The organism is Vibrio fortis, from assembly GCF_024347475.1.
Classification (GTDB): Bacteria; Pseudomonadota; Gammaproteobacteria; order Enterobacterales; family Vibrionaceae; genus Vibrio; species Vibrio fortis.
Map to the genome: position 1 here is coordinate 2,017,503 of NZ_AP025487.1, position 24,160 is coordinate 2,041,662.

Here is a 24,160-nt window from a genome sequence, read left to right on the forward strand (position 1 = left end):
AACCAGTTCACGTGCTACATGTTTTTAAATTCACGATGCACTTTAAAACTATCAGATGTGACATAAGCTTCGATGTTGCGCACATCACGCTCGATCTTCTCAAAATCACTCTCTAGCGTATTGAGCAGGAATTCTGGTGTCTGTCCTTGCTCCCACGGTTTTTGCTTAAGCGTGTGCTCTTGCTTTGACTTGAGTTCATCGACATAACGTCGCGGCTGTTTTTCGATCATGAACGTCATAGCCAAATAAGCCAGAATCACTAAGAAACTACCACCTAAAAGCGCCGCAGAAATAACCATAATCCGCACCAGCCATACTTCTAGACCAAAGTAATTTGCTAGGCCTGCACAAACACCTGATAATTTGCCGTTAATGGGGTCGCGATACAGTTCTCTACTCATAGTTTCGTCTCCAGTTAGGGGACTCCACATCTAAGATCTTTTCTAAGGTTTTAACACGATCTTGCATCGACTCCGCTTGTTGCGAAAGCTGGTGCAACCTTTGTAAATCTGTCTCAGACAAACCATTGCTCGACTTCTTTTTACTGCGGTAGTGCAAAAATAACCATAGCGGAGCAACAAAAATCAGAAAGACAATCAGTGGACCAGCTATTAGAAATGATGACATAGATAACTCCTGGGTTATTTATCGCGGTTTTCGACTTGCTGCTTCAGTTTTGCAAGTTCTTTCTCAATTTCATCTTGAGCTTGCAGTTCAGCAAATTCTTGGTCAAGGGATTTAGCGTTACCTGTTTTAGCATACAGATCCGCTTCCGCCTCTAGTTCGTCTACTTTACGTGACATTTGCTGGAATTTCGCCATTGCTTCATCAGTTTTGCTTGAGTGAAGGTGCTTTTGAACATCGCGACGATTGCTTGCAGCGTTGTTACGAATCGCAAGTGCTTGCTGCTTTGCGCGTGTCTCAGCGATCTTAGTTTCAAGCTTTCCAATTTCACTGGTTAGCTTTTCAATGGTCTCTTCAACCAAAGTCTGTTCAGTGTGAAGACTTTTGATGATGTCTTCTAACTTTTGTTTCTCAATCAGAGCCGCTCTCGCTAGATCTTCACGCTGTTTCGTTAGTGCTAGCGTTGCTTTTTGCTGCCAATCTGCGATTTGGTCTTCGATAGACTCAACTTTACGTGCGAGCTCTTTTTTATCAGCAATGGCTTTTGCTGAGTTGGTACGAACTTCTACCAACGTATCTTCCATCTCTTGGATGATAAGGCGAATCATTTTTTCAGGATCTTCAGCCTTATCGAGTAATGCGCTGATATTTGAATTTACGATGTCTGCAAAGCGAGAAAAAATACCCATAAGGAACTCCTTAAATAATCAACTTAATCAATGGTAAACCAAAGTTACTGTGCGAATGGTGTTATCACTCGCGGATAAACTTACTCTTAGTAATCCAAATTGCGTGCCAATTTTATAACCATTAAAAATCAATAACTTAATAATATGTGGTGATTATAACAACAGATGCTATGATGAAATTAACCAAGTGTTGGCATTTTTCACCACCAGCATCACAACATCGCACGATAAGGCCACCTATGCAGCAAAATTTAATTGGCGAATCCCCGAATTTCCTGTCCGTCCTCGATAAAGTCTCTCAATTAGCACCGATTGAAAGACCGGTACTCATTATTGGTGAACGCGGTACAGGTAAAGAATTGATTGCACAGCGCCTTCACTATCTCTCTAAGCGTTGGGACCAGCCATTAATTTCATTGAACTGCTCTACGTTAAGTGAGGGCTTGATCGATTCTGAGCTCTTCGGTCATGAATCTGGTTCTTTTACCGGTTCAAAAGGTCGCCATCAGGGTCGATTTGAGCGCGCGGAGGGTGGCACTCTATTTTTAGATGAACTGGCCACGACTCCCCTTGCCGTTCAAGAAAAGCTTCTTCGTGTGATCGAATACGGACAATATGAACGTGTCGGTGGTCAAAAAGCACTGAGTGCAAATGTTCGGCTCGTTTGCGCGACTAACGCCAACCTTCCCGATATGGCAAGCAAAGGGGAATTTAGAGCCGATCTTTTAGATCGACTAGCCTTTGATGTCATCACCTTACCTCCGCTTCGTGAGCGAAAAGAGGACATCACACTGTTGGCGGAATACTACGCAATCAAAATGTGCCGAGAGCTGGAATTAGAACTGTTTGTCGGCTTTTCTCCAGAAGCAGCACAATCACTCATTGATTATCCTTGGCCGGGTAACGTGCGTGAACTTAAAAACGTGATTGAGCGAGCTATCTATCAACATGGTCGAAACCCAAATCCGATTGAGTCTCTTGTGTTTAATCCTTTCCAACCAGCATGGAGTGAAACTTCGGCTGAAACTGACAATCCTGCACTGAGCGACCATACTTCGAATGAGCGCAGCTTTTCTCTTCCTTTGGACTACAAAGCTTGGCAAGAGGAACAAGACATCGCACTCCTCACTCAGGCATTAAAAACAAGCAAATACAATCAAAAACAGGCGGCTGAGCTGCTTGGTCTTACTTACAACCAATTAAGAGGCATGGTGAGGAAGTATTCGATAGTCGGCCAAAATAGCGATAAATAGCTGCTAGCACAGGATTATTATTTGGAGCGCAATAAATAAAATGTTAAATTATCCGGATCTTGAGGCTCCTCTTTCGCCTCGTTTCGAAAAGTATTTCTTTTTATGAAAGCACTATTAAGACTGTCATTGGGTATCTTCACGCTAGGCTTTTTAGCCGGATGTGGAGAGAGCGTCGATCACGACCAGATCCGAGAAAAAGGCTTTATTTATTGTGGCCAAGGAAACCCAAGTACCTTTAATCCACAGTTGGTGGACAGTGGTATTACCGCTGAATCGCTAAGCCCTCAGATCTTCGATACGCTACTGCAGTTGGACCCTAAGACTTATCGCCCGCAGCCAAATATTGCGACCGAATGGACGGTGAACAAGGCGGGTACTGAATATACCTTTAAGTTACGTCCAGGGGTGCAATTTCAGACGACCGATTGGTTCACGCCTACTCGTGCACTGAACGCACAAGATATTGTCTTTAGCTTCGAACGTATCACAAACAGCACCCACCCATTTCACTATGTTGGTGGCGGACTATACCCATGGTTTGCTGGTATCGACTTCCCAAATCTCATCGACAGTATTGAAGCTGTAGATGACCTGACGGTGAAGTTTACCCTAACTCGCCCAGACAACTCTTTTTTGACCAACATTGCCACCAGCTATGCAGTGATCCATTCAAAAGAGTACGCGAGTCAACTTATTCAGATGGATGAGAAAAACCGTTTAGACTCACACCCAGTTGGTACAGGACCATTTTATCTTGATGATTTTCAGATTAACGACCTAGTACGCCTGAAAAAACACAAGAACTACTGGAAGAGTGAGGTGAAAATGGACCAAGTGGTGTTTGATACATCACAACGTGGTACCGGTACCCTCGCAAAACTCCTACGCGACGAATGTGACGTACTCAACTCACCTATCTCAAGCCAGATCCCGATTATTCAGGCTCAAGAAGAGCTTGAGATTACGGCGACTCCTGCTGTGAACGTTTCATTCATCGCCTTAAACACAGAGCACCCCGCACTGCGTGACGCTCGTGTGCGTAAGGCTCTGAACCTTGCGATCAACCGCCAAAATATTTTGGACTCGGTGTACTACGGAACGGGCAGTAAAGCTTACACGCTGTTGCCGCCAACCTCATGGGCATATCAAAAAGACCAAGTTCAGGTTCGTTATGACCGCAACTACGCGGTCGCACTTCTTAAAGATGCTGGTGTTGAACCCGGCTTAGAGCTCTCAATGTGGGTACCACTCGAGCCAAGAGCCTACAACCCGAGCCCACGCAAGACGGCGGAGCTGATTCAAGCCAACCTTGCGGATATCGGCATTTCTTTAAAACTCTATACTGACGATCGCTTTGACCGAACTCAGCTATCTTCTATCGCATCGACGGACCTCCTGCTTACCGGTTGGATTGGCCACACCGGCGACCCAGACAACTTCTTGCGTCCATTGCTCTCATGTCAGTCAGAGCGTGCAGGCTTGAACGTATCTATGTGGTGTAATTCCGATTTCGATTTCCTTCTTGATCTCGCGCTAGAGATCAACCAACAGAGACATCGAGTGAACTTGTATCACCAAGCACAGAATATTCTTAACGAAGAGTTCCCAGTGATCCCACTGGCTCATGGCGTGCAATTCCGTGTACATGACCGTTCATTAACTGGCTTCAAGCAAAGTCCATTTAATGCTCAGCCTTTCGATCAAGTGACAAGAGAGGTGCAGCCGTAATGTTTTGGTATACGTTAAGACGCATCAATCTATTCGTTATTACCCTCGCAATACTGACTATTGTTGGCTTTTCATTATTGCGATTAGACCAAACATCACCTTGGGCTATTCAAGAGTTTTGGCCGGGGTGGATAAGCTATATTGGTGAACTATCAACACTCAACTTCGGCATCAGTAAGCATGGTGTGCCTATCTATGACGAGTTGGTCGTGGTCTTCCCCGCGACACTTGAGCTTTGTTTCTTTGCGTTTCTACTCGCACTTCTAGTTGGTATCCCTCTAGGTACGATTGCAGGCATGCGCCAAGGTAAGTTCATTGATACCACTATCTCGTTTACATCCATGTCGGGTTACTCAGCCCCTATCTTCTGGGTAGCTCTGCTGATGATTATGGTTTTCTCATTGCACTTTGAGATGTTCCCTGTTGGCGGGCGTTACGATTTACTGTACGAAATCGAACATGTTACTGGGTTTGCAATCATTGATGCGTTCTTTGCCGAAGGTCGCTACAAAGCTCATGCACTACAGAGTGTTATTGAGCATATGGCACTGCCTTGTTTGGTTCTGGCATTAGCGCCAACCACACAAGTTATTCGTTTAATGCGTGCATCTGTGGCTGAAGTTATGACTCAAAACTACATTCGAGCAGCGCGTATAAAGGGTCTTTCAACCCATGAGATCGTCACTCAGCATGTACTGCGCAATGCTATTCCACCTATCGTTCCTAAGGTGGGTGTGCAGCTATCCAGTATGTTAACGCTGGCCATCATCACCGAATCTATTTTTAACTGGCCGGGTATTGGCCGCTGGCTGCTCGATGCACTATCTAATCAAGATTACGTGTCAATTCAAGCGGGTGTGATCGTGGTGGCCACGCTAGTACTGACAGCGAATATCCTATCGGATCTGATCGGTGCGATGATCAATCCTCTAGTAAGGAAAGAGTGGTATGCTAACAAGTAACGTCTATCAAGAAGAGCGCATCCCGACTCAGTTTGAGCGTTTTTGGCGCAGCTTCCGCAACAACAATTTGGCGATGTTTGGCCTATGGTGCTTGGTTTTGATTATCTTCGTCACCATTACCGCACCTTGGCTAGCGCCTCATGATGCTCAAGAGCAAACTGGTCACTTGTTAACGCCACCATCGTGGGATCCTGCTGGCACGGTTGAGTACTTCCTAGGTACCGATGATTTAGGTCGCGATATCCTGTCACGTCTTATCATTGGCTCTCAGCTTACCTTTGGCGCAGCTGTGGTGATTACGTTCATTGCTGCTGTGATTGGTTGTTTAATTGGTGTACTAGCAGGCATGACGCGCGGTCTCCTATCAAGTACATTGAACCACCTGCTTGATACGGTAATGTCTATCCCGTCTTTGCTGCTAGCCATTATCTTTGTTGCCTTCCTAGGCTTCGGTGAATTCAATATCTTACTGGCGATCTGTCTTGCGCTGATTCCTCGCTTCATCCGCTCGGTTTATATCGCCGTTCACGCAGAAGTAGAGAAAGATTACATCATGGCTTCGCGTTTGGATGGCGCTAACGATTTTTACCTACTTTGGAACTCGATCGTACCGAATATTCTTACCGTTATTGCGCTTGAAGTAACGCTAGCGTTGTCTGTAGCGATTCTCGATATTACAGCACTAGGCTTCTTAGGCTTAGGGGCTCAAGCACCTAGCACAGAGTGGGGTTCGATTCTTGGTGACTCGGTAGAACTTATCTACTTAGCGCCTTGGACAGTGACTCTACCCGGTCTCGCAATCATGTTTACTGTTATCGTCATCAACTTAGTCGGTGAAGGCGTACGCCAAGCACTTAACGCAGGAATCGAATAATGCCGTTACTTGATATTCGACATCTGACCATCGAAATCGAAACACCTCAGGGCTTAGTTAAAGCCGTAGACCGTATGAGCATTACTCTGAATGAAGGGGAAATTCGCGGCCTAGTAGGTGAATCAGGTTCAGGTAAGAGCTTGGTAGCCAAAGCGATTGTTGGCGTATGTAAAGAGAACTGGAAAGTTTCTGCAGACCGAATGCGTTTGGGTAATATCGACTTGCTTCAGTTGACACCCAAAGAGCGTCGACGTGTCATCGCTCGCGATATCGCGATGATCTTTCAAGAGCCTTCAACCTGTCTCGATCCTTCGGAAAAAGTGGGACACCAACTTATCGAGTCGATTCCGTCTCATGCCTTCGAAGGCAAATGGTGGCAACGCTTTAAATGGCGAAAAAAGCAGGCGATTGCTCTACTTCACAAGGTCGGTATCAAAGACCACTCACGCTTGATGGACAGTTACTCTTATGAGCTGACCGACGGTGAGTGTCAAAAAGTGATGATTGCGATGGCGATCGCCGCCAAGCCAAAAGTACTGATTGCTGATGAACCAACAAACGACTTAGACCCAATCACTCAGTCTCAGATTCTGCGTCTGTTGAGTCGTATGAATCAGCTACACAATACAACCATTATTTTGATTGGCCATGACTTAACCACCATTACTCAATGGGCAACACGAATCACGGTAATGTACTGTGGACAATCGGTTGAATCCGCCGACACACAAAAACTGCTGGATGCACCTAAGCACCCGTATACAGTGGCGCTTCTTAAGGCGATGCCAGACTTCAATGATTGGATACCCCACAAAGAGAAGTTGCAATCATTGCCGGGCTCGATTCCCCCTTTGCAGCACTTGCCAATTGGTTGTCGTCTTGGCCCAAGGTGTCCCTATGCGCAAAGGCAGTGTGTTGAAATTCCACACACCAGTCGTGTAAAGAACCACAAGTTTAACTGTCACTTCCCACTGAACATGGAGAAGAAAAAGAAATCATGAGTGCATTATTAGAAGTCAGTGATCTTTCCAAAGATTTTACGACACGCTCTGGGCTTTTTCGTAAGAAGATTCATCAAGCGGTAAAACCGGTGAGCTTCACTCTTGAAGCGGGACAGACAATTGGGTTTATCGGACAAAATGGTTCTGGTAAGTCTACGCTTGCTCGTATGTTGGCTGGCATGGTTGAGCCCACATCAGGTGAGATCCGAGTCAATGGTGAAAAGCTTGAGCACAAAGATTATTCGACCCGTTGTAAACTGATTAGGATGATCTTCCAAGATCCAAACACCTCACTAAACCCACGTATTCAGATTGGTCGTATTCTTGAGGGGCCGCTGAAGCGAAACACCAACATGCCTCCAGAAGCGCGAATGAAACGCGTAAAAGACACACTGCTGCGAGTGGGCCTTCTACCGGAGCACGCTTACTTTTATCCTCAAATGCTCGCTGCTGGCCAAAAGCAGAGGGTCTGTTTAGCACGTGCTTTGATACTTCAACCATCCATCATTGTTGCCGATGAGGCGTTAAATGGTTTGGACATGGCAATGCGCTCTCAGATCATTAACTTATTCTTGGAGCTGCAAGAAGAGATGGGCGTTTCGTTTGTTTACGTTTCACAACACATCGGCATCATTAAACACATCACCGATAAGATCATCGTTATGCATGAAGGCGATGTGGTGGAAGCTGGAGAAACCCATGAGGTGCTCTCCAACCCGTCTCATCAAATCACGCAGCGTTTGGTAGAGAGTCACTTCTTTAAAGCGCCGAACTACTGATCATAGAAAATGCGTTAATGCTTACAAGTGAGGGAATAAATGAAACTGTATCCGTTCTACATTTATTCCCTTTTTTTCGTCCTATTTTCATTTCCTTGTAGGGCTACTGGACTCACTTGGCTCGAGCCCGACTTTGTTGAGCGCGCTTTTTATAGCGTGGCTCTCGAACGTGAATATGCTGATGGCAATCACCCATTGGCTAAGTGGAACCAACCCATTCGAATATGGCTCAACCACGGTGTCGGAGACCAAGCCCTCCATCAAGAACTTGCAGAGCTGCATGTTCAGCACCTAGCCCAAATCACAGGCCTATCTATTGAGTTTGTCAGTCAAAAATCGCAAGCCAATGTGCAGTGGATTTATACACGCGAGTCACACTGGATTAAGGACGCAAAATCTGCACTCAACTTGAAATCGACCCAGCATTTAAATACCGCGATTTGTACCGCTGGATACAGAACCAATGCGAGTGGTCATATCGTCTCTGCTGCTATCGTCATTCCTGTTGATTTGGCAAGGTCACGTGGCAAGTTATTAGCGTGTATCGTAGAAGAAATCACACAAGCACTAGGATTACCGAACGATTCTGAATACGCCTTCCCCTCAATCTTTAATGATCACACGCCAGAGGAGCTTCTAGCGCCTTTAGACATAATTTTATTGAAGTTGCTCTACGAGCCAGAATTAAAAGCGGGAATGACGCTCTCAGAGGCGAAGCCAATCATAAAACGTATAGTAAGGGAATATCAAAAAAAGGGAGTGTTAGAGGAGGCAACAAAGGAAGCCAGACAGGCTCCCTTATACGAACTGTTTCGTTGACAGTGTGAATTAACGCTTTGCCGCTTGCTTCTTCAGTTCAAAGTCGAATTCGTCAGGGAAAAGTACTACGCCCTCTTCCTGCTCATTTGGGAAGACAACAACAGCAAGTTCATCATCTTCTAGACCGATAGTCCAACGACTGTGCCATTTATTCAATGAGATTGCTTCAGCCTTGCACTCAGCCCATTCGCCTGTTGCCCAAGATTCAGCGAACTCTTTATTTGGCCAAACAGGAACGCAGTCTTCATCTTCCGTGTTTAGCATCACACAACCGTGCTCATCGGTTAGGATCCATACTTCGCGATTAGCTACGATCTCTTTTACACAGTACTTAAAGCGCTGCTCACCCGTGTATTTGTTCACTTCTGCGATTTTCTGCTCGTCTAACGGTGTCGTCATTGTCGTTTCCTACTTTTGTCAGTGCGGTCACTCTCATACAGTGTATGTCGAGCTTTTTGAACTGCAAATACTTCTATTCAAAGAAATAGTCTAATGGGATGCAATTCATTGCCAAAGAAAAACGCCTGCTAAAAAGCAGGCGTTTAATTAGTCAGCAGCTTAATTAAGCAAGCTCACCTTGAAGCCAAGGCCAACCTTGCTTCTTACGGCTTAGTGTATTTTCCATCATCAATACACCATCTTGCTCGTGCTTAACTAGCTTCTCAGCCCACTCACCTTTGTAAAGAAGACGAGTTTGAGCTGTTGTGATGTCAGTTAACATTACTGCAGCGAATGCTAGACCGTCTTTCTCACAACGAGATTCTAGGTCCGCTTCAAGTGCTTCAATCATGCCATCAACTTGCTCAAGTGTTGCTAGCTCAACTTGGCCAACTACTACGTCGCGACCGTTGAACGGGTAACCTTTAAGGTCTTTTTCTACTAGCTCAGCAGCAGATAGGCCTTCGATGTTTGTTTTCGCGATTAGCAGTGCTTTGATGAACGCGTCTACGTCAGTCACACCAGCGATCTCTGCTAGTTCAGCAACTGCGTCTTTGTCTTTTTGAGTACAAGTCGGAGATGCAAAACCTACTGTGTCTGACAGGATAGCAGACATCATTAGCTTAGCGATTTGTGGAGTGATTTCGTGACCTTCAATCTTGAACATGTTGAATAGTACAGTGTTTGTACAACCAACAGGCCAGATCCACGCTTCCATTGGGTTTACTGTCATCACGTCACCTAGACGGTGGTGGTCAACAATGCCAAGGATTTCTGCGTCAGCAACGTCATCAGGTGCTTGAGCTAAATCTGAGTAGTCTACTAGCCAGATTTTCTCGCCAGCAACAGAAGTACGAAGCTCTGGCATATCTGCGCCAGCAACTTCTAGAATGTGTTGAGTTTCGCGGTTGATCTCGCCTTGGCGAATTGGTGTCGCTTCTTCGCCACGAGCTTTAAGAAGCTCAGTTGCAACTAGCGCGCTACAAATACTGTCACTATCAGGGTTTTTGTGACCAACAACTAAAATCATGTTTCTTCCTATTACACTAAAATTACAGCTCTACCTATAGAGCATCTCTTTATTTCGCTTACTTTACCCTATTTTTTGACAATGATCATCGCTTCGTTACTGCCTGTTAGACTATTTGCCTATGAGAGTTGTCATAAAAACCACACAATACAATTGATAATCATTCTTATTCGTATATAGTTATATCTAAGTCTATATATATCGGGGGAACTGTTATGAATCGAAGATTCCAACGTGCACCAGATCATCACATTTTAAAATCAATGCCGTCATCCCTATTTCGTAAGCGAATATTTCTTACTGTTTCGCTTGCTACTTTGATTGTGATTGCATCGCTCGTCGATCTAACGGTCACAACTGTATCAGACTTCGCTTTAGCTTCTTCGCTATACACTATATTGAGCTTGGTCGGTTACCAATGGTTAACTCTCAACGTCAATGCCGAGAACTTACTGGCACATCAATGTCGCTCCAATCAGGTTGTCTGTGCTTCTGTTATGGCATCGATTCCTGGTTGTGGTGGTATCGTTTCGATCATTTCTTTGTATGTGGCAGGAAAAATCAGTATTGGTGCACTTATTGCCGCCCTAATTAGCACATTGGGCAACGCGGCCTTTTTGTTTGTTGCAGATGACGTAAGCGTTGGCATAGCGGCCATCGCATTAAGTGTTATTGCAGGAAGTGCTTTGGGTAAGATCATTAACTTATCGCACGTCGAAGACTTGTTGCGCCCCAATTAGCTTCAAATTGAGATAATCACCATCAATTAACCGCTCCCGTGTTTACGTTCGTTCCAAGGCTAGCTGTCAGGATTACTGGTAGCCTTGGAGCGTTCTCCATCGTCACTACTGTACCCTGTAAAAAGCCCTCAATGGCACACTAACCGCATCCAAATAACACGAACACCATAGTCGTAAAATATAAAAAAGCCCCTGTGAGCATCGCTTACAGGGGCTTTTACCTACCTTTCAGTGTTTGATATCGAGTGCATTAAGCGACTTCGATTGGACCACCGAATGAAGTAACTGGAGGTAGCTTACCAGTGAACTTCTCAAAGTCGACCAGACATGTGTTCGCAGAGGTTGCTTGAGCTAGCTCAGAAGAACCGATGTCTTGAGTTAGTGTATTTGGATCGCCGTAAGTATCTAGCGCGCCCACTTTCTCGTTCATTGGGCCATACCATGCACCTTCTTCGATACGTACAACACCCGGTGCGTAGCTATCCATAAGAACAGCACCCGCCAGAAGTTGGCCACGATCGTTGAATACACGTACCACATCGCCATCTTTGATGCCTTTCTTCTTAGCATCTGTTGGGTTGATGTAGATTGGCTCACGACCTTGTACCGCGTAAGTTGCACGGAACTCTTCAGAATCACACATCTGAGAGTGCAGACGCTTATCTGGGTGACAAGATTGTAGCCAGTACGGGTGTTTATCAGAGCCTGGACCACCGTGTGAACGTTCAGATTTCTCGAACCACATTGGGTGTTCTTGACAGTGCTCGTAGCCCATGTTGCCCACAGTACGACTTGTGATTTCGATGAAACCAGAAGGTGTACCTAGTGCATTGATCTCTGGATCTTCACGGAATGAAGCGTGACGAGTCCATGGCTTACCTTTACCGAAGTCTAAGAAACCTTTCTCCCAGAACTCAGCGAACTCAGGCATTTCGAAGCTGCCTTCGTTTGCTGCGCGACATTCGTCGTACAGAGATTTAACCCACTGCATTTCATCCATGCCACGAGTGTAATCGTCGTAACGACCCCAACGCTTAGTTAGGCTAGACATGATCTCGAAGTCAGTCTTAGACTGGAACAGAGGATCCACTAGTTTGTGCATCGCGATCAAACCACGGCCAGAGTATGCGCCGTAACCATCAATATCGTTACGTTCCCACTGAGTACATGCAGGAAGCACGATATCAGAGTGACGACACGTCGCTGTCCAAGTAAAGTCTACAGCGACTACAGTCTGTAGGCTCTTGAATGCTTTACGCATCTTGTTGCGATCTTGGTGGTGGTGCCACGGGTTGTTACCGCTGAATACCATCATCTTGATATCAGGCAGTGTTACCGTTGCGCCATTCGCTTTGATCTTCTTACCAGGCTCTAGCAGGCTATCTACCCAACGAGCAACTGGGATTACGCGGCTGTAACCGTTGTAATCTGTGTTCGTGTGCTTCGGCTTTTGACCTTGGTCGATGTTCAGCGGGAATGAACCCGGAGCTGAGAAACCAGTTGAAGATACACCGATACCTGAGTAGTGGTGACCGTAAGAGATACCACCGCCTGGTAGACCAATTTGACCAACCATCGCTGCAATAACTGCACACATCCAGTAAGGCTGTTCACCGTGTTCTTGACGTTGAATACTCCAACCAACAAGAATCTGTGTACGACCGTTAACCAGCATCTTAGCAAAGTCACGGATTGAGTCCGCACTTGCGCCACAGATAGCAGAAGCCCACTCAGGAGTCTTCTCTACTTTGTCTTTCGTCTCACCTTGAACGTACTTGATGAAGTCTTCAAAACCTAGACAGTAAGTTTCGATGAACTTCTTGTCGTACAGACCTTCATTGTAAAGTACGTGAGCAACACCCAGCATGAACGCCACGTCAGTTTGTGGGTTGATGTAGAACTGCTCGTTTTCTAGGTAACGACCTGTTTTGTTCTTAACAGGGTCTACAGAGACAACGTTGATCTCTTTCTTAGCAACTTTTTCTTTTAGCTGTTCTAAGTAAGCGAACGATTCGTGAGTTTCACACGTCCAACCTACTTGTAGGTTCTTAACTGGATCGTTACCCCAAAGAATGATGTTGTCACTGTTCTCAAGGATAAGCTCCCAAGAAGTACCTTGCGCGTATACTTCTGTAGAACCTAGAACGTAAGGCATGATTGTTTGACCAGCACCTGTAGAGTAGTCACCAATCTTCTTCACAGAAGAACCGTGAAGCGCCATTGCACGTTGCATGTGGTTAGTACAGCTATGGAACTGACCTGTTTGTCTCCAACCAGTTTGACCAGTGTGAAGCGCCCATGGGCCGTAATCTTTCTGTACGCGCTCTAGCTCGCGGTAAACAAGGTCTAGTGCCTCATCCCAAGTCACGCGAATAAAGCGGTTGTTACCACGTGTATCTGCGCTGTACTTGTGCTTCTTCAACCAATCTAGGCGAACCATAGGGTAACGCACACGTGATGGGCTGTAGATAATGCCTTTGATACCCTTCAACATCTCTGTTGGGTGTTTATCAATTTCTAGTGGCTTGATCTCTTGAACCTTACCAGCGTAAACACGCGCACGGAATGCACCCCAGTGAGAACCTGAGACTTTCCACGTGCCGTCTGTTTCTGCTGCTGATGCAGAAGCCGACACTAATAGGCTTGGGCCCATAACTGATGCCGCACCTGTTGTCGCGACACCTTTCAGAAAACTTCTTCTTGTAATTGCCATTGTGTTACTCCAATTGACGTCTTATTAGTGATGGCCTTCAGAAAAATCTGATGAGTGCTTCTGTAGATACTTAAGAACAAGTGCTTCTGTATCAGTGTCGAAGTTAACGAATGCGATCATACCATCTAGCATGCCTACCCAACCGTTCGCACTAAAGTGTGCTTCATCTGGCTGTGAGTGACACGTTGAACAGTTAGACTGGTAAGCCTGACCTGCTGCATCCCAGATTGGATCGAAGTTATCAACCATAGACTCTTTCTTCATCCATAGTGCTAGGTTAACTTCTTCCCATGGAAGACCTGTTAGCTCATCTTCTTTCTTCTCACCAACAGTGATAACGTCGCTTTGAGACACTTCTTTGGTCAAGATTGCAGTAGAGATGTTCATACCGAAATCTTCTTGGATTACACGACCGAAGCCTTTCGCTTTACGCCAGCCATCGATCTGAACCTTGATCATGTCGCCTTTTTCGTCGATCACTGCAACTTTACTTGCTGGGCTTAATAGACCCGCTTCAACTGTTGCTGTTTCGTCTGTGTACATTGGTAGATGACGAATTGAGATTACGTCAGAACCGTTCGCGTAAGAAGTGCTGCCTGCAACTTGCTCAAGCTCACCAACGATACCACTTGCCGATTCCATATCTAATGGAAGGTTGTGTGCAATACCTTTGTGACAGTCAACACAGCTTTGGTCACGTTCCGCTGCATTCTTCATTTGAATACGCGCAGTAGGACGCATGTTGTCGAAGTCCATTGAGTCGTAGTTGTGACAGTTTTTACACTCTAGAGATTTGTTTGCAGAGAAACGATCCCATTCGTGTTTTGCCAACTCGATACGACGTGCTTCGAATTTTTCAGGTGTATCTAGGTCACCGAAAACTTGTGCGAATACTTCTTTAGATGCTTGCATCTTACGAGCGATTTTAGCTGTCCATTCGTGAGGTACGTGACAGTCAGGACAAGTTGCACGAACACCAGATGTGTTTTTCCAGTGAACCGTGTCTTGTAGTTCTACGTATACATTGTCACGCATGGTGTGACAGCTGATACAGAATTCTTCAGTGTTGGTTGCTTCTAGTGCAGTGTTGAAACCACCCCAGAAGATAACACCCGCGATAAAACCACCCATGGTTAGTACACCAAGGCTGATGTGTACTGCAGGGCGTGTCATTGTGCGCCACAGTTTAACTAAAAATGACTTCATGATTAGCTCTCTTAAATATTTGTTCTAGAAAATGTTGTTACGTGAGGGCATTACATGCCGCCGTGAGCACCTGGAGGTCCGAAAACGAACACTTGAAGCGCCCAAACTAAGAAGCCGTAGCCGCCTACAAAAGCAACACTCAATACAGGAAAGAGAACCACTGCGATGAAGAGGAATGACTTCCACTCCAACGAGCGTTTTTCGCCAGTTTCAATTTTATTAACATCACTCATACATTTTGCCTATTTTGTATTTAGTAATTTCGATAAGCCCATTCTAAGGGGCTAAAGTTCATCAGTATCTAACAACAAATTTTAGACCATACTCAAAGTAGGGTTCAATCAAATCCCCGCTCTTAACCCTTGCTAATCAATACTTTTTTGAGCTCATCCAGAGTTGTTTTCAGTTAAAGAAACATATTAAAAAGTATTAACAAATGTGAAGAATTAAGTAGATTAACCAGTTGTTAAAATTACACAACAAACCAACAATTGCGTAACCAATTGTAACGTTTTACCTACTAAGTAGTAGCCAAATTAGACGAAAACAGCGAGATTTATGTGCAAAATTTGTTAAATAATTGATGCAAAAACGCGCTGCGGACGCTTTGAGAGAAAATGAATTAGAAGGGAGTTTCAGATAGTATAAGAGGACTAAATAAGGAAGCTTTATGCAAGACGTTATCGATATCTCATGGTGGCAGTTATTACTCTTTAGTTCGCTACTGATTCTTCCCATTGGCATTAATCATCACTTCAAACTCGGTCTCGCTCGAGAAGCCAGTATCAGCATTGTTCGAATGGCGACCCAGCTATTCCTCGTGGGTTTGTATCTTGAGTATCTATTTGAGCTCGATAGCATCTGGATTAACCTTCTTTGGTTGAGCACTATGATCGTCATCGGAGCGAGTTCGATTGTTGAGAAAGCAAAGCTACCAAGAAAGCTACTCTTGTTACCCATTGCAACTGGATTGTCCGTTACGTGCATCCCTATCGTGCTTTTCATCTGCTTCTATATCATCAAACCGACCCCACTATTTGGCGCTCAATACTTGATCCCTATCGCTGGCATGTTACTCGGTAATAGCTTAAGCAGTAATATTGTGGCGTTGCAGAACTTGTTTGGTGCGTTTGAAACTCAGAAGTCGGAATATGAAGCTGCAATAGCATTGGGAGCCTCTCCAATGTACGCATCAGCTCCGTTTGTAAGAAATGCGATGCAGAGGGCTATGTCCCCAATAATGGCCTCTATGGCGACCACAGGGCTCGTTACCCTTCCAGGTATGATGACGGGGCAAATTCTGGGAGGCGCCTCTCCTATGATTGCCATTAAGTATCAATTGATGATCATGCTCGCGATCTTCATCATGATGAGTACCTCATTAGCCGTCGCTTTGAAACTTTCACTAAAAGCGACGCTAACCAAAGAAGGGCGAGTGAAAGCAAAGATCAAAAATAATACTTGATCGCCATTTAGATCCTTATAAATAGGGTTACTCACGGAATTTAAGACAGGTTATCCACAGAAACTGTGGATAACCAAATGCAACAAAGGTGACCCAGTCACATTCAACTTATCAACAACCCAAGTTAACCGCATCTCTCCCCTTTTCAACGATATATGGAAACGGGTTACCGAATAGTTGATTTTTTAATCAACTTTGAGTTTTCTCTATCTTGGTTATTTGTCCACAATTAAAAACGGCCCACCGAAGTGAGCCGTTAGAAACTGTGCTTAAGTTAGTCAGTATCAATCACGCAGATAGATCAACCAATACCACATACCGACAAAGATACCACCACCGATGATATTACCTAGTGTCACAGGCAGTAGGTTATTGACCAAAAAGTCCATCATATTTAAGTCTACATAATCTGCTGGATTGGCCCCTGTCATGGTCCAAAATTCCGCAGGTGCAAAAGTTTTAATACCGATCGCTAATGGGACTTGGAACATGTTCGCAATACAGTGTTCAAAACCTGCTGAAACAAACATCGCGACAGGTAGAATCATTACGGCGATCTTATCAGTAAGAGTTCGGCCGCTAAATGTCATCCACACTGCAATACAGACCAGCACGTTACACATAATGCCAAGCGCTACGGCTTGAATAAAATCATGGTGAAGTTTGTGCTGAGAAATGGCCATTGCATTCAAACCAACCTGGCCATGATCAAACATGTACTGCTTGGTTAAAAGCATACAAGCGACCAGCAGCAGTGCACCAATCAGGTTACCGATATAAACGGTCGCCCAGTTTTTGATTAACGTTTTCCATGAAATCTTTCCACTTGCTCTCGCCACCAGCGTAAGCACTGAACTGGTAAATAGTTCACCACCGGTTACAACCACTAAGATAAGACCCAAACTAAAGGCAAGACCACCAATCAAACGAGTAATACCCCAAGGCAAGTCCCCTGCTCCTGTTGTCACTATGGTATAGAAAACAAAGGCGATACCAATATGAATGCCAGCAGAGATTGCCAATAAGAAAGATTTGATTGGATCTTTAGTTGCTTTGCCTACGCCGATATCTGCAGCGCGCTCAGCCATTTGAGGCGGTAATAATGAGTCAAATTGATTTAGGTTCATGGTTGTTTACATTTTGAAACATGTCGTCGGGAGCGCGATAATCCTCTCTTTTATTCTGTATTTCAAGTGCTAATTTACACGCTAATTATCGTGATCCAGATCTCATTCAAAAATTACATAGAATTTGGCGAAAAGCATACGACTTTAGGATTAGCCAGAAGTCGTCCCTCATCTTGAGCAAAAACCTCAAAATTATATAAAGCCATTAAAATTCAATTAGTTAATAAAAACCACACAAGAACACTATGCGTTAACCTTCTATCTGCTGTCGTCCAAAAGAGAAATTTTGACGCAGATCAACAGAAAGTAAAAAAGCGCCCGAGGGCGCCTTTTGAATTAGAAATAACGGTAATTGTTGGTCGCTACGAGTTTTCAACTTCCGCGATAACGTCAACCTCTGGTTGCGCTGCCTCAGTTACTGGTTCAGACTCTGCTTCAACGGCAGGCTTAGCAGTAGACTCGGCTGATGCTCCATTTGCCTGCATCTTCAAACTTGATACCAAGTCTTCAAGACTCTTAATATGTGCATCACTTTTTGAAACCTGTTCAGTCAATAACTCACTTTGTTTATTGGTATCAATGAGCTGTTGAGCTTGTTGTTGATTTTCAGTTTCTAACTTAGCCAGTTTTGCCGTCAGAGACTCGATCTCTTGGGTAAGCTCTGAAGTAAGATCTGAACTCTTTAACTTTTTGATGCTAGCAACAATCTTTTCTGATTGAAGACGCAGTCCCACATCACGGTAATCTTGTTCATTAACCGCTTTAGAAATATTCAGCAGCTGATTTTCAGCATTTAATACCGCTTGTTCGAACTTGTCGTCTTTGATGCTTGCGAGCAGTTTTACTTCGTGAGCCACACTGCGTACATGGTTAAGCTCAAATTCTGCGGCAGCAATGGCATCTTGAATGATCGATTTCTCGCGTGGTGTCGCCTTAACTTTGCTTTCAGCCAGTTCAATTTGGGAGGTTGCTTTAGCAAAAGTTAATGGCACGACTTCGTGGAAGTCTTCATCTTCAAGCAGCTCTAACTTCTCTTTTAGAGGAACAATGTACTTCTTATGTGCCACTTTTACTTCAAGTACACGCGCATTGTTCAAAAACTCTACCTGCGCTTCTTGAGCATCTTCCAACTCATCCACTAATACATAGTTGAATAACTCGGTGTATTCAGAATACAGACGCTTGTAGTTTGACTTAAACATCGTATCTGCGCCCAATAGCTTCAAGTAATCCATTTGTGCAATAGAGTCTGCCAGCACTTGGTCCGCTTTATCTTTTAGCACCAGAATCGCTTCATAGTTTGATTGCACCGTTTCTATTTTCTCATCAAACGCCTGCGCATATGTTTGGCTTGAGAAGATAGAGTAACTGTCTGCGATCAATGTTTGGTCTTTTGCGATGTCTGCATAAATCTCTTGCGCATCTGCCCACGCACCTAACAACTCTTTGTAGTTTTCAGGTGCATACAGTGCGTATTGTGAGTGCTCTTCTAGCTTAGTTTCCCATTCTGTGTAGGTTGTTTGAATAGAATCAAACGAACGTACTTCAACGGACGCTTGAACATCCTTATTCGTTGCTTGGCTCGTACCACTTTGATCCGCCGGCGTGCTTTGACACCCAGCAACACCCAGTAGCATACCCACCACTAATGCTATCTTCTTGGCTCTCACTGACATTTTCCTTTTTATAATTCACACCATCTCGGTGCCATTAGATTTTTGTCAGTCCAATATATTACAAGCGTCCGGAAATGAACATCACCCATAGCTTAAATGAATATAATTCAGTCAATTTAGTTTGAGACACCAAGCTATTCGTTGATTAAACACCCAATTTGGTATCACTTATCAATTCTCTCGATTTTCTATTGCCTGCATTATCATTGCGCACTATTGTGAAAACAGAAGACATTAAAATTTATAGGTCAATTATGAAGTACACCACTGAACACATTGCAGATTTAAACCTTCTTCTTCAGTTCGATGTAAGCAGCGCTGCGACGGGCATTAAAGTACATCAAGAAGCTTCTACGGAAATGAAAGAAGCAGTACAACGTTTGTTCGACAAAGGCCTTTGTACTCAGCCAGACGGCGGTTACCTCACTGATGAGGGTATAGAAACTGCAGAGCGTGCAGATAAGCTATTACGCATTTTAAAATAAGCTCGCATTCCAGATACAGACTCCATTCGCTTCGGCAATGGAGTTTTTTCATTTAAGGGCTTTTCATTTTTTTACAAAGGTTTGTTAGGCTTAAAGAAAAGGTTATGACTCTTAACTGAGGTCAAGTCACCAATGAACATTGGTAAAGGAAGTGAGGAAATTATGGCATCTATACTCGTTCTAGGAGCTGGTTGGGTTGGTGCACCCTTGGCGGATCATTTAGGTCGCCATGGACACAGCGTTGTAGCAACAAAAACGAGCCCTCAAGGTGTGGAAGAGCTTGAACAGCAGCAAATGCATGGGGTGGAGTTCTGCTTTAGTGAAACTGAAGACACCGTTTCAAAGCTCTATTCCCTGCTGCTTGAGAATAACATCGAGATCGTGATTGGTAGTTTTCCGCCGGGGTTTAGAAAAGGCTCAGGGCATGCTTACGCCAAGCATTGGCAACAATTAGTCGCAGCGAGTCAAAAAGCCAATATCAAAAAGCTGATCATGGTGAGCTCTACGACGGTTTATCCAGAGAAGCCCGGAACTATCGAAGAGAATGATGCATCGCTATCAATCGCATCTTCGTCTTCAACTTACCCCTTTTCTGACAACGCAAAGATAATGCTAACCGCAGAACAGTCTGTCATCGACTCAGGTATCGATTACACCATATTGCGCTTTAGTGGTTTGATTGGACCCAATCGCCACCCATCTCGTTTTGCCAGCAAGCTAAAACAAGTGAGCTCTCAGGCTCCAGCTAATATGCTTCACTTAGATGATGCCATTCGCGGAGTCGATTTTGCAATCACGCAGCTGCACAACCAAGTTGTTAATGTCACAACACCGAATACCGTGAGTAAAGCTGAGTTCTATGCCGCGGCATTAAAGAGCGCTAATAGCAAAGAGCCTCTTCCTCCGGTTGTCGACACACCGGATAAAAGAGTCTCATCAGAAAAGATTCTTAGCCTAGGCTTCTCGTTCAAATACAACTCAACCTTGGATGCCCTCGATGACTAAATTACACCGAGCCATTGATACTTTATGGAACTACATGAAGGTCGGGGATACGCCTTCAAAGTCCGACTGTATATTTGTTTTGTGTAGCAACGATACCCGTGTTGCTGAGTACGCCGCAGAACTTTTTAAGCAAGGGCTCGCCCCCTATATTGTTTTTTCAGGTGGCGTGGGACGGTTTACCGAGGGACAGTTCAATCGTAGCGAAGCCGAAACCTTTGCCACTATAGCTCGTGACTGCGGTGTTCCCGACTCAGCAATTATCGTGGAAACGAAGGCAAGCAACACCGGAGAGAACGTTCGCTTTACCTATGACTTGCTAAAAAGCCAAGGCGACATTCCTAAACGACTGACCCTAGTTCAAAAGCCGTTTATGGAGAAACGAACCTACGCAACCTTCAAACAGCAGTGGCCGGATAAAGACGCACAAATCACCGTGACTTCTCAATGGCTACATTGGGTGGACTACTTCAATGAAGAGCTACCCTTAGAGATGGTGTTAGGTGCTTTAATCGCGGACTTTGAGCGTATAAAAGAATACCCCACATTGGGTTTCCAAATTGCCCTTCCCATTCCAGGTAATGTTGAATTTGCCTACCAACAACTCAAGAAAGTGGGATTCGAGGCTTGATTAAGTAAACATCTCTATCGCTTTGGACAATCCATTTCTGTAGACATAAAAAAACGGTGGCTTTCAATAGCCACCGTTTTTATTTATACGATTGATATTACTTACCCAATGCTTCTTTGTAGTGCAGACGACAGACAGAGACGTATTTATCGTTGCCGCCAATTGCAACCTGATCCCCTTCGGCAATCGCAACACCATGTTCGTCAGTACGAATCACCATGTTTGCTTTGCGACCACAGTGACAAATGGTTTTCAGTTCAACCAACTTATCTGCCCAAGATAGTAGGTATTTACTGCCTTCAAACAGTTCGCCAAGAAAATCCGTTCGCAAGCCATAGCACAGAACAGGGATATGCAGCTTATCAACCACTTCTGTAAGCTGGTAAACCTGCTCTTTCGACAAGAACTGACACTCATCAATCAATACACAGTGGCGTTTCTCTTCTTCATTCAGTGCAGCAATCGCTTGGAACAGATCTGTATCTGCCTTGAACAACTGCGCTTCCGACTGGAGACCGATACGCGAGCTCACTTTGCCAACACCATAACGATCATCTAACGCTGCAGTAAAGATAACCGGGGTCATGCCACGCTCTTGATAATTAAAAGAAGACTGTAAGAGCGTTGTTGATTTACCCGCATTCATCGCCGAGTAGTAAAAATACATCTGAGCCACAGAAATATTCCTGTTCAATAAAAGGTGAATATAAAAAGATGGAAATATAGAAATTTTTGCTAGAAAAAAGGGCTGAAAATCAGCCCTTTTATAAGATTACTTACGACGCCAAGTGGTACCTTCTGGACCGTCTTCTAGGATAATACCTAGCTCGTTAAGCTTATCACGTGCCAAGTCAGCATTTGCCCAATCTTTAGAAGCACGAGAATCGTTACGCAGTTTGATTAGACCTTCGATCTCAGCCACTTCATCGTCATCTCCTGCACCACCTTGAAGGAAGGCTTCTGGATCTTGATGAAGAATGCCAATTACGTCAGCCAGTTCACGCATTAGCGCGCCAAGCTCACTCGCTTTTTCTAGGTTTTCAGTCTTCAGACGGTTCACTTCACGTGCCATGTCAAACAGTACTGAGTAAGCCTCTGGTGTGTTGAAGTCGTCATTCATCGCTGTAGTAAAGCGAGTCACATACTCTTCGCCACCTGCAGGAGCTACCGTTAGGTCAAGACCACGTAACGATGTGTACAGACGCTCAAGCGCAGAACGAGCTTGGTTCAAGTTGTCTTCGCTGTAGTTTAGCTGGCTGCGGTAGTGGCCAGACATTAGGAAGTAACGAACCGTTTCTGCATCGTAGTGACCTAGTACGTCACGAATCGTGAAGAAGTTACCTAGAGATTTAGACATTTTCTCTTTGTCGACCATCACCATGCCACTGTGCATCCATGTGTTTACATAGTCAGTACCATGTGCACAGCAAGATTGCGCGATTTCATTCTCGTGGTGTGGGAACTGCAGATCAGAACCGCCGCCATGAATGTCGAAATGATTACCTAGGATTGAAGAGTTCATCGCTGAACACTCAATGTGCCACCCTGGACGACCTGGACCCCATGGTGATTCCCATGTAGGTTCACCCGGCTTAGACATTTTCCAAAGTACGAAATCGAGTGGGCTACGTTTTGCTGATTCAATATCAACACGAGCACCAGCTTGAAGCTGATCAAGGTCTTGCTTAGATAGCTTACCGTATTCGTCAAACTTCTTAACCTCGAACATGACATCGCCATTGCTTGCCACGTAAGCAAAGCCGCGAGCAATCAGAGTCTCAACCAACTCAATGATCTCAGTAATGAATTCAGTTGCGCGAGGTTCAACGTCAGGACGCTTCATGTTTAGCGCGTCAAAGTCCGCGTGCATTTCACCGATTAGGCGCTCTGTTAGTGAGTCACAAGATTCACCATTTTCGTTTGCACGCTTGATGATTTTGTCATCAATGTCAGTGATGTTACGAACAAATGTTAGGTCATAGCCCAAATAACGTAAGTAACGAGACACAACGTCAAAAGAGACGAAAGTACGGCCATGACCGATGTGACAGAGATCGTAAATGGTTACCCCACAGACATACATGCCGACTTTGCCAGCTGTAATTGGTTTGAATTCCTCTTTCTGTCTTGTGAGTGTGTTATATATCTTCAACATGATCTCTATCTATATTGTGGATTAATCAAAATAAGACTCGCAGTATAACAAGTCATTAGTTGTTAGGTAATACCTTTCGCTGCCAAATCGGCTAAACTCCTTGTTATCTATTGATGATTTCGTATTTTGAAACTCAATCAAACTAGGCTAGAATCGCCTTTCATATTAAAAAAGACAGTAAGGTAACAATCATGATCATCCTTCACACAAATTTTGGTGACATCAAAGTTCAACTAAACGAAGAAAAAGCACCAGAAACAAGCGCAAACTTTCTACAGTATTGCCGTGACGGTTTCTACGACAACACACTATTCCACCGTGTTATCGATGGTTTCATGATTCAAGGCGGCGGCATGACTTCTGGCCTTAAAGAAAAAGCAACTCGCGCAACTATCAAGAACGAAGCAAACAACGGCCTAAGCAACAAAGTAGGCACACTTGCAATGGCTCGTACAATGGAACCACATTCTGCAAGCTCTCAGTTCTTCATCAACGTTAACGACAACAAATTCCTAGATTTCCGTAGCGAAAGCCTAGACGGTTGGGGTTACTGTGTATTCGCTGAAGTTGTTGAAGGCATGGACATAGTAAACCAAATTAAAGGTGTTAGCACTGGTTCTATGGGTATGCACCAAGATGTACCACTAGAAGAAGTGATCATCACTGGTACAACAATCGAAGCTTAATTTAGCCTTCGATTCGTATTCACCATTGATACATCAATAATTAGGACAAGGGAGCGCTCGCTCCCTTTTTTTAAACG

At 44.5% G+C, this 24,160-nt stretch carries 25 protein-coding genes; 13 read left to right on the top strand and 12 right to left on the bottom strand.

Annotated features, from left to right (window positions below; genetic code table 11):
• Positions 1-14: 14 nt before the first annotated feature.
• The 3 genes from pspC to pspA are packed head-to-tail and all read right to left on the bottom strand — an operon-like array spanning position 15 to position 1,313.
• On the bottom strand, positions 15-401 hold the full coding sequence (pspC, locus tag OCV50_RS08690; protein WP_261902808.1) for an envelope stress response membrane protein PspC: 387 nt from the start codon (positions 399-401) through the stop codon (positions 15-17).
• Positions 394-627, bottom strand: coding sequence for an envelope stress response membrane protein PspB (pspB, locus tag OCV50_RS08695; protein ID WP_239842757.1), 234 nt, complete (start codon positions 625-627; stop codon positions 394-396). Before pspB ends, pspC begins: the two co-directional genes overlap by 8 nt.
• Positions 628-641: 14 nt before the next feature.
• The gene (pspA, locus tag OCV50_RS08700) at positions 642-1,313 is read right to left on the bottom strand and encodes a phage shock protein PspA (RefSeq protein WP_032552131.1); all 672 of its coding nucleotides are present in this window, start codon (positions 1,311-1,313) and stop codon (positions 642-644) included.
• A 239-nt stretch (positions 1,314-1,552) separates the two neighbouring features.
• Here pspA and pspF point away from each other — a divergent pair, with 239 nt between their 5' ends.
• From pspF to OCV50_RS08735, 7 genes are all read left to right on the top strand, one after another.
• The gene (gene pspF, locus OCV50_RS08705; RefSeq protein WP_261902809.1) at positions 1,553-2,566 is read left to right on the top strand and encodes a phage shock protein operon transcriptional activator; all 1,014 of its coding nucleotides are present in this window, start codon (positions 1,553-1,555) and stop codon (positions 2,564-2,566) included.
• 102 nt (positions 2,567-2,668) lie between these two features.
• Positions 2,669-4,294, top strand: a complete 1,626-nt coding sequence (gene sapA, locus OCV50_RS08710) for an ABC transporter substrate-binding protein SapA (RefSeq protein ID WP_261902810.1) — start codon at positions 2,669-2,671, stop codon at positions 4,292-4,294.
• Entirely contained in the window at positions 4,294-5,256 is a 963-nt protein-coding gene (locus OCV50_RS08715) for an ABC transporter permease (protein ID WP_239842754.1), read from the top strand. The genes sapA and OCV50_RS08715 overlap by 1 nt, the downstream gene beginning before the upstream one ends.
• Positions 5,243-6,130 carry a putrescine export ABC transporter permease SapC gene (sapC, locus tag OCV50_RS08720; RefSeq protein WP_032552127.1) on the top strand — a complete coding sequence of 296 codons (888 nt, stop codon included), beginning with the start codon at positions 5,243-5,245 and terminating at the stop codon, positions 6,128-6,130. The genes OCV50_RS08715 and sapC overlap by 14 nt, the downstream gene beginning before the upstream one ends.
• On the top strand, positions 6,130-7,131 hold the full coding sequence (locus OCV50_RS08725; protein WP_239842753.1) for a peptide ABC transporter ATP-binding protein: 1,002 nt from the start codon (positions 6,130-6,132) through the stop codon (positions 7,129-7,131). The genes sapC and OCV50_RS08725 overlap by 1 nt, the downstream gene beginning before the upstream one ends.
• A complete protein-coding gene (locus OCV50_RS08730; protein WP_239842752.1) occupies positions 7,128-7,910 on the top strand; it encodes a peptide ABC transporter ATP-binding protein in 783 nt (260 codons plus the stop codon). Before OCV50_RS08725 ends, OCV50_RS08730 begins: the two co-directional genes overlap by 4 nt.
• 39 nt (positions 7,911-7,949) lie before the next feature.
• Complete coding sequence (locus OCV50_RS08735) at positions 7,950-8,729, top strand: DUF2927 domain-containing protein (protein WP_261902811.1); 780 nt, start codon at positions 7,950-7,952, stop codon at positions 8,727-8,729.
• 9 nt (positions 8,730-8,738) lie between these two features.
• Here the strand turns inward: OCV50_RS08735 and OCV50_RS08740 are convergent, their stop codons facing one another.
• Entirely contained in the window at positions 8,739-9,128 is a 390-nt protein-coding gene (locus OCV50_RS08740; RefSeq protein ID WP_261902812.1) for a DUF2750 domain-containing protein, read from the bottom strand.
• Positions 9,129-9,291: 163 nt separating this feature from the next.
• Positions 9,292-10,197 carry a manganese-dependent inorganic pyrophosphatase gene (locus tag OCV50_RS08745; RefSeq protein ID WP_261902813.1) on the bottom strand — a complete coding sequence of 302 codons (906 nt, stop codon included), beginning with the start codon at positions 10,195-10,197 and terminating at the stop codon, positions 9,292-9,294.
• A 215-nt stretch (positions 10,198-10,412) separates the two neighbouring features.
• On the opposite strand from OCV50_RS08745, the gene OCV50_RS08750 reads away from it, so the two are divergent.
• Positions 10,413-10,937, top strand: coding sequence for a putative manganese transporter (locus OCV50_RS08750; RefSeq protein WP_261902814.1), 525 nt, complete (start codon positions 10,413-10,415; stop codon positions 10,935-10,937).
• Between the two features lie 250 nt (positions 10,938-11,187).
• Here the strand turns inward: OCV50_RS08750 and torA are convergent, their stop codons facing one another.
• From torA to torE, 3 genes are read right to left on the bottom strand one after another with little or no spacing between them, the layout of a single operon-like run.
• Entirely contained in the window at positions 11,188-13,650 is a 2,463-nt protein-coding gene (gene torA, locus OCV50_RS08755; RefSeq protein ID WP_239842748.1) for a trimethylamine-N-oxide reductase TorA, read from the bottom strand.
• Positions 13,651-13,674: 24 nt separating this feature from the next.
• Positions 13,675-14,856 (bottom strand): pentaheme c-type cytochrome TorC, encoded by a 1,182-nt coding sequence (gene torC / locus OCV50_RS08760; protein WP_239842747.1) that lies wholly within the window; start codon positions 14,854-14,856, stop codon positions 13,675-13,677.
• A 50-nt stretch (positions 14,857-14,906) separates the two neighbouring features.
• Positions 14,907-15,089: a trimethylamine N-oxide reductase system protein TorE gene (torE, locus tag OCV50_RS08765; RefSeq protein ID WP_032552119.1), complete on the bottom strand. Its 183-nt coding sequence runs from the start codon at positions 15,087-15,089 to the stop codon at positions 14,907-14,909.
• A gap of 437 nt (positions 15,090-15,526) precedes the next feature.
• Between torE and OCV50_RS08770 the strand changes: the two genes are divergently transcribed.
• Positions 15,527-16,321 (top strand): ABC transporter permease, encoded by a 795-nt coding sequence (locus tag OCV50_RS08770; RefSeq protein ID WP_261902815.1) that lies wholly within the window; start codon positions 15,527-15,529, stop codon positions 16,319-16,321.
• Between the two features lie 284 nt (positions 16,322-16,605).
• On the opposite strand, the gene focA is transcribed toward OCV50_RS08770, so the two are convergent.
• Positions 16,606-17,448 (bottom strand): formate transporter FocA, encoded by an 843-nt coding sequence (gene focA / locus OCV50_RS08775; protein WP_239842745.1) that lies wholly within the window; start codon positions 17,446-17,448, stop codon positions 16,606-16,608.
• 362 nt (positions 17,449-17,810) lie between these two features.
• The gene (locus OCV50_RS08780; protein ID WP_315974599.1) at positions 17,811-19,118 is read right to left on the bottom strand and encodes a coiled-coil domain-containing protein; all 1,308 of its coding nucleotides are present in this window, start codon (positions 19,116-19,118) and stop codon (positions 17,811-17,813) included.
• 260 nt (positions 19,119-19,378) lie between these two features.
• Between OCV50_RS08780 and OCV50_RS08785 the strand changes: the two genes are divergently transcribed.
• From OCV50_RS08785 to OCV50_RS08795, 3 genes are all read left to right on the top strand, one after another.
• Positions 19,379-19,609 carry a TIGR02647 family protein gene (locus OCV50_RS08785; RefSeq protein WP_239842743.1) on the top strand — a complete coding sequence of 77 codons (231 nt, stop codon included), beginning with the start codon at positions 19,379-19,381 and terminating at the stop codon, positions 19,607-19,609.
• 162 nt (positions 19,610-19,771) lie between these two features.
• A complete protein-coding gene (locus OCV50_RS08790; RefSeq protein WP_239842742.1) occupies positions 19,772-20,614 on the top strand; it encodes an NAD-dependent epimerase/dehydratase family protein in 843 nt (280 codons plus the stop codon).
• Entirely contained in the window at positions 20,598-21,242 is a 645-nt protein-coding gene (locus OCV50_RS08795; RefSeq protein ID WP_315974600.1) for a YdcF family protein, read from the top strand. The genes OCV50_RS08790 and OCV50_RS08795 overlap by 17 nt, the downstream gene beginning before the upstream one ends.
• 97 nt (positions 21,243-21,339) lie before the next feature.
• On the opposite strand, the gene OCV50_RS08800 is transcribed toward OCV50_RS08795, so the two are convergent.
• Together OCV50_RS08800 and cysS are read right to left on the bottom strand one after the other, a co-directional pair.
• The gene (locus tag OCV50_RS08800; protein ID WP_239842740.1) at positions 21,340-21,918 is read right to left on the bottom strand and encodes a thymidine kinase; all 579 of its coding nucleotides are present in this window, start codon (positions 21,916-21,918) and stop codon (positions 21,340-21,342) included.
• 96 nt (positions 21,919-22,014) lie between these two features.
• The gene (gene cysS / locus OCV50_RS08805) at positions 22,015-23,397 is read right to left on the bottom strand and encodes a cysteine--tRNA ligase (RefSeq protein ID WP_239842739.1); all 1,383 of its coding nucleotides are present in this window, start codon (positions 23,395-23,397) and stop codon (positions 22,015-22,017) included.
• A gap of 191 nt (positions 23,398-23,588) precedes the next feature.
• Between cysS and OCV50_RS08810 the strand changes: the two genes are divergently transcribed.
• Positions 23,589-24,083: a peptidylprolyl isomerase gene (locus OCV50_RS08810; RefSeq protein WP_261902816.1), complete on the top strand. Its 495-nt coding sequence runs from the start codon at positions 23,589-23,591 to the stop codon at positions 24,081-24,083.
• The last annotated feature ends 77 nt before the right edge of the window (positions 24,084-24,160 follow it).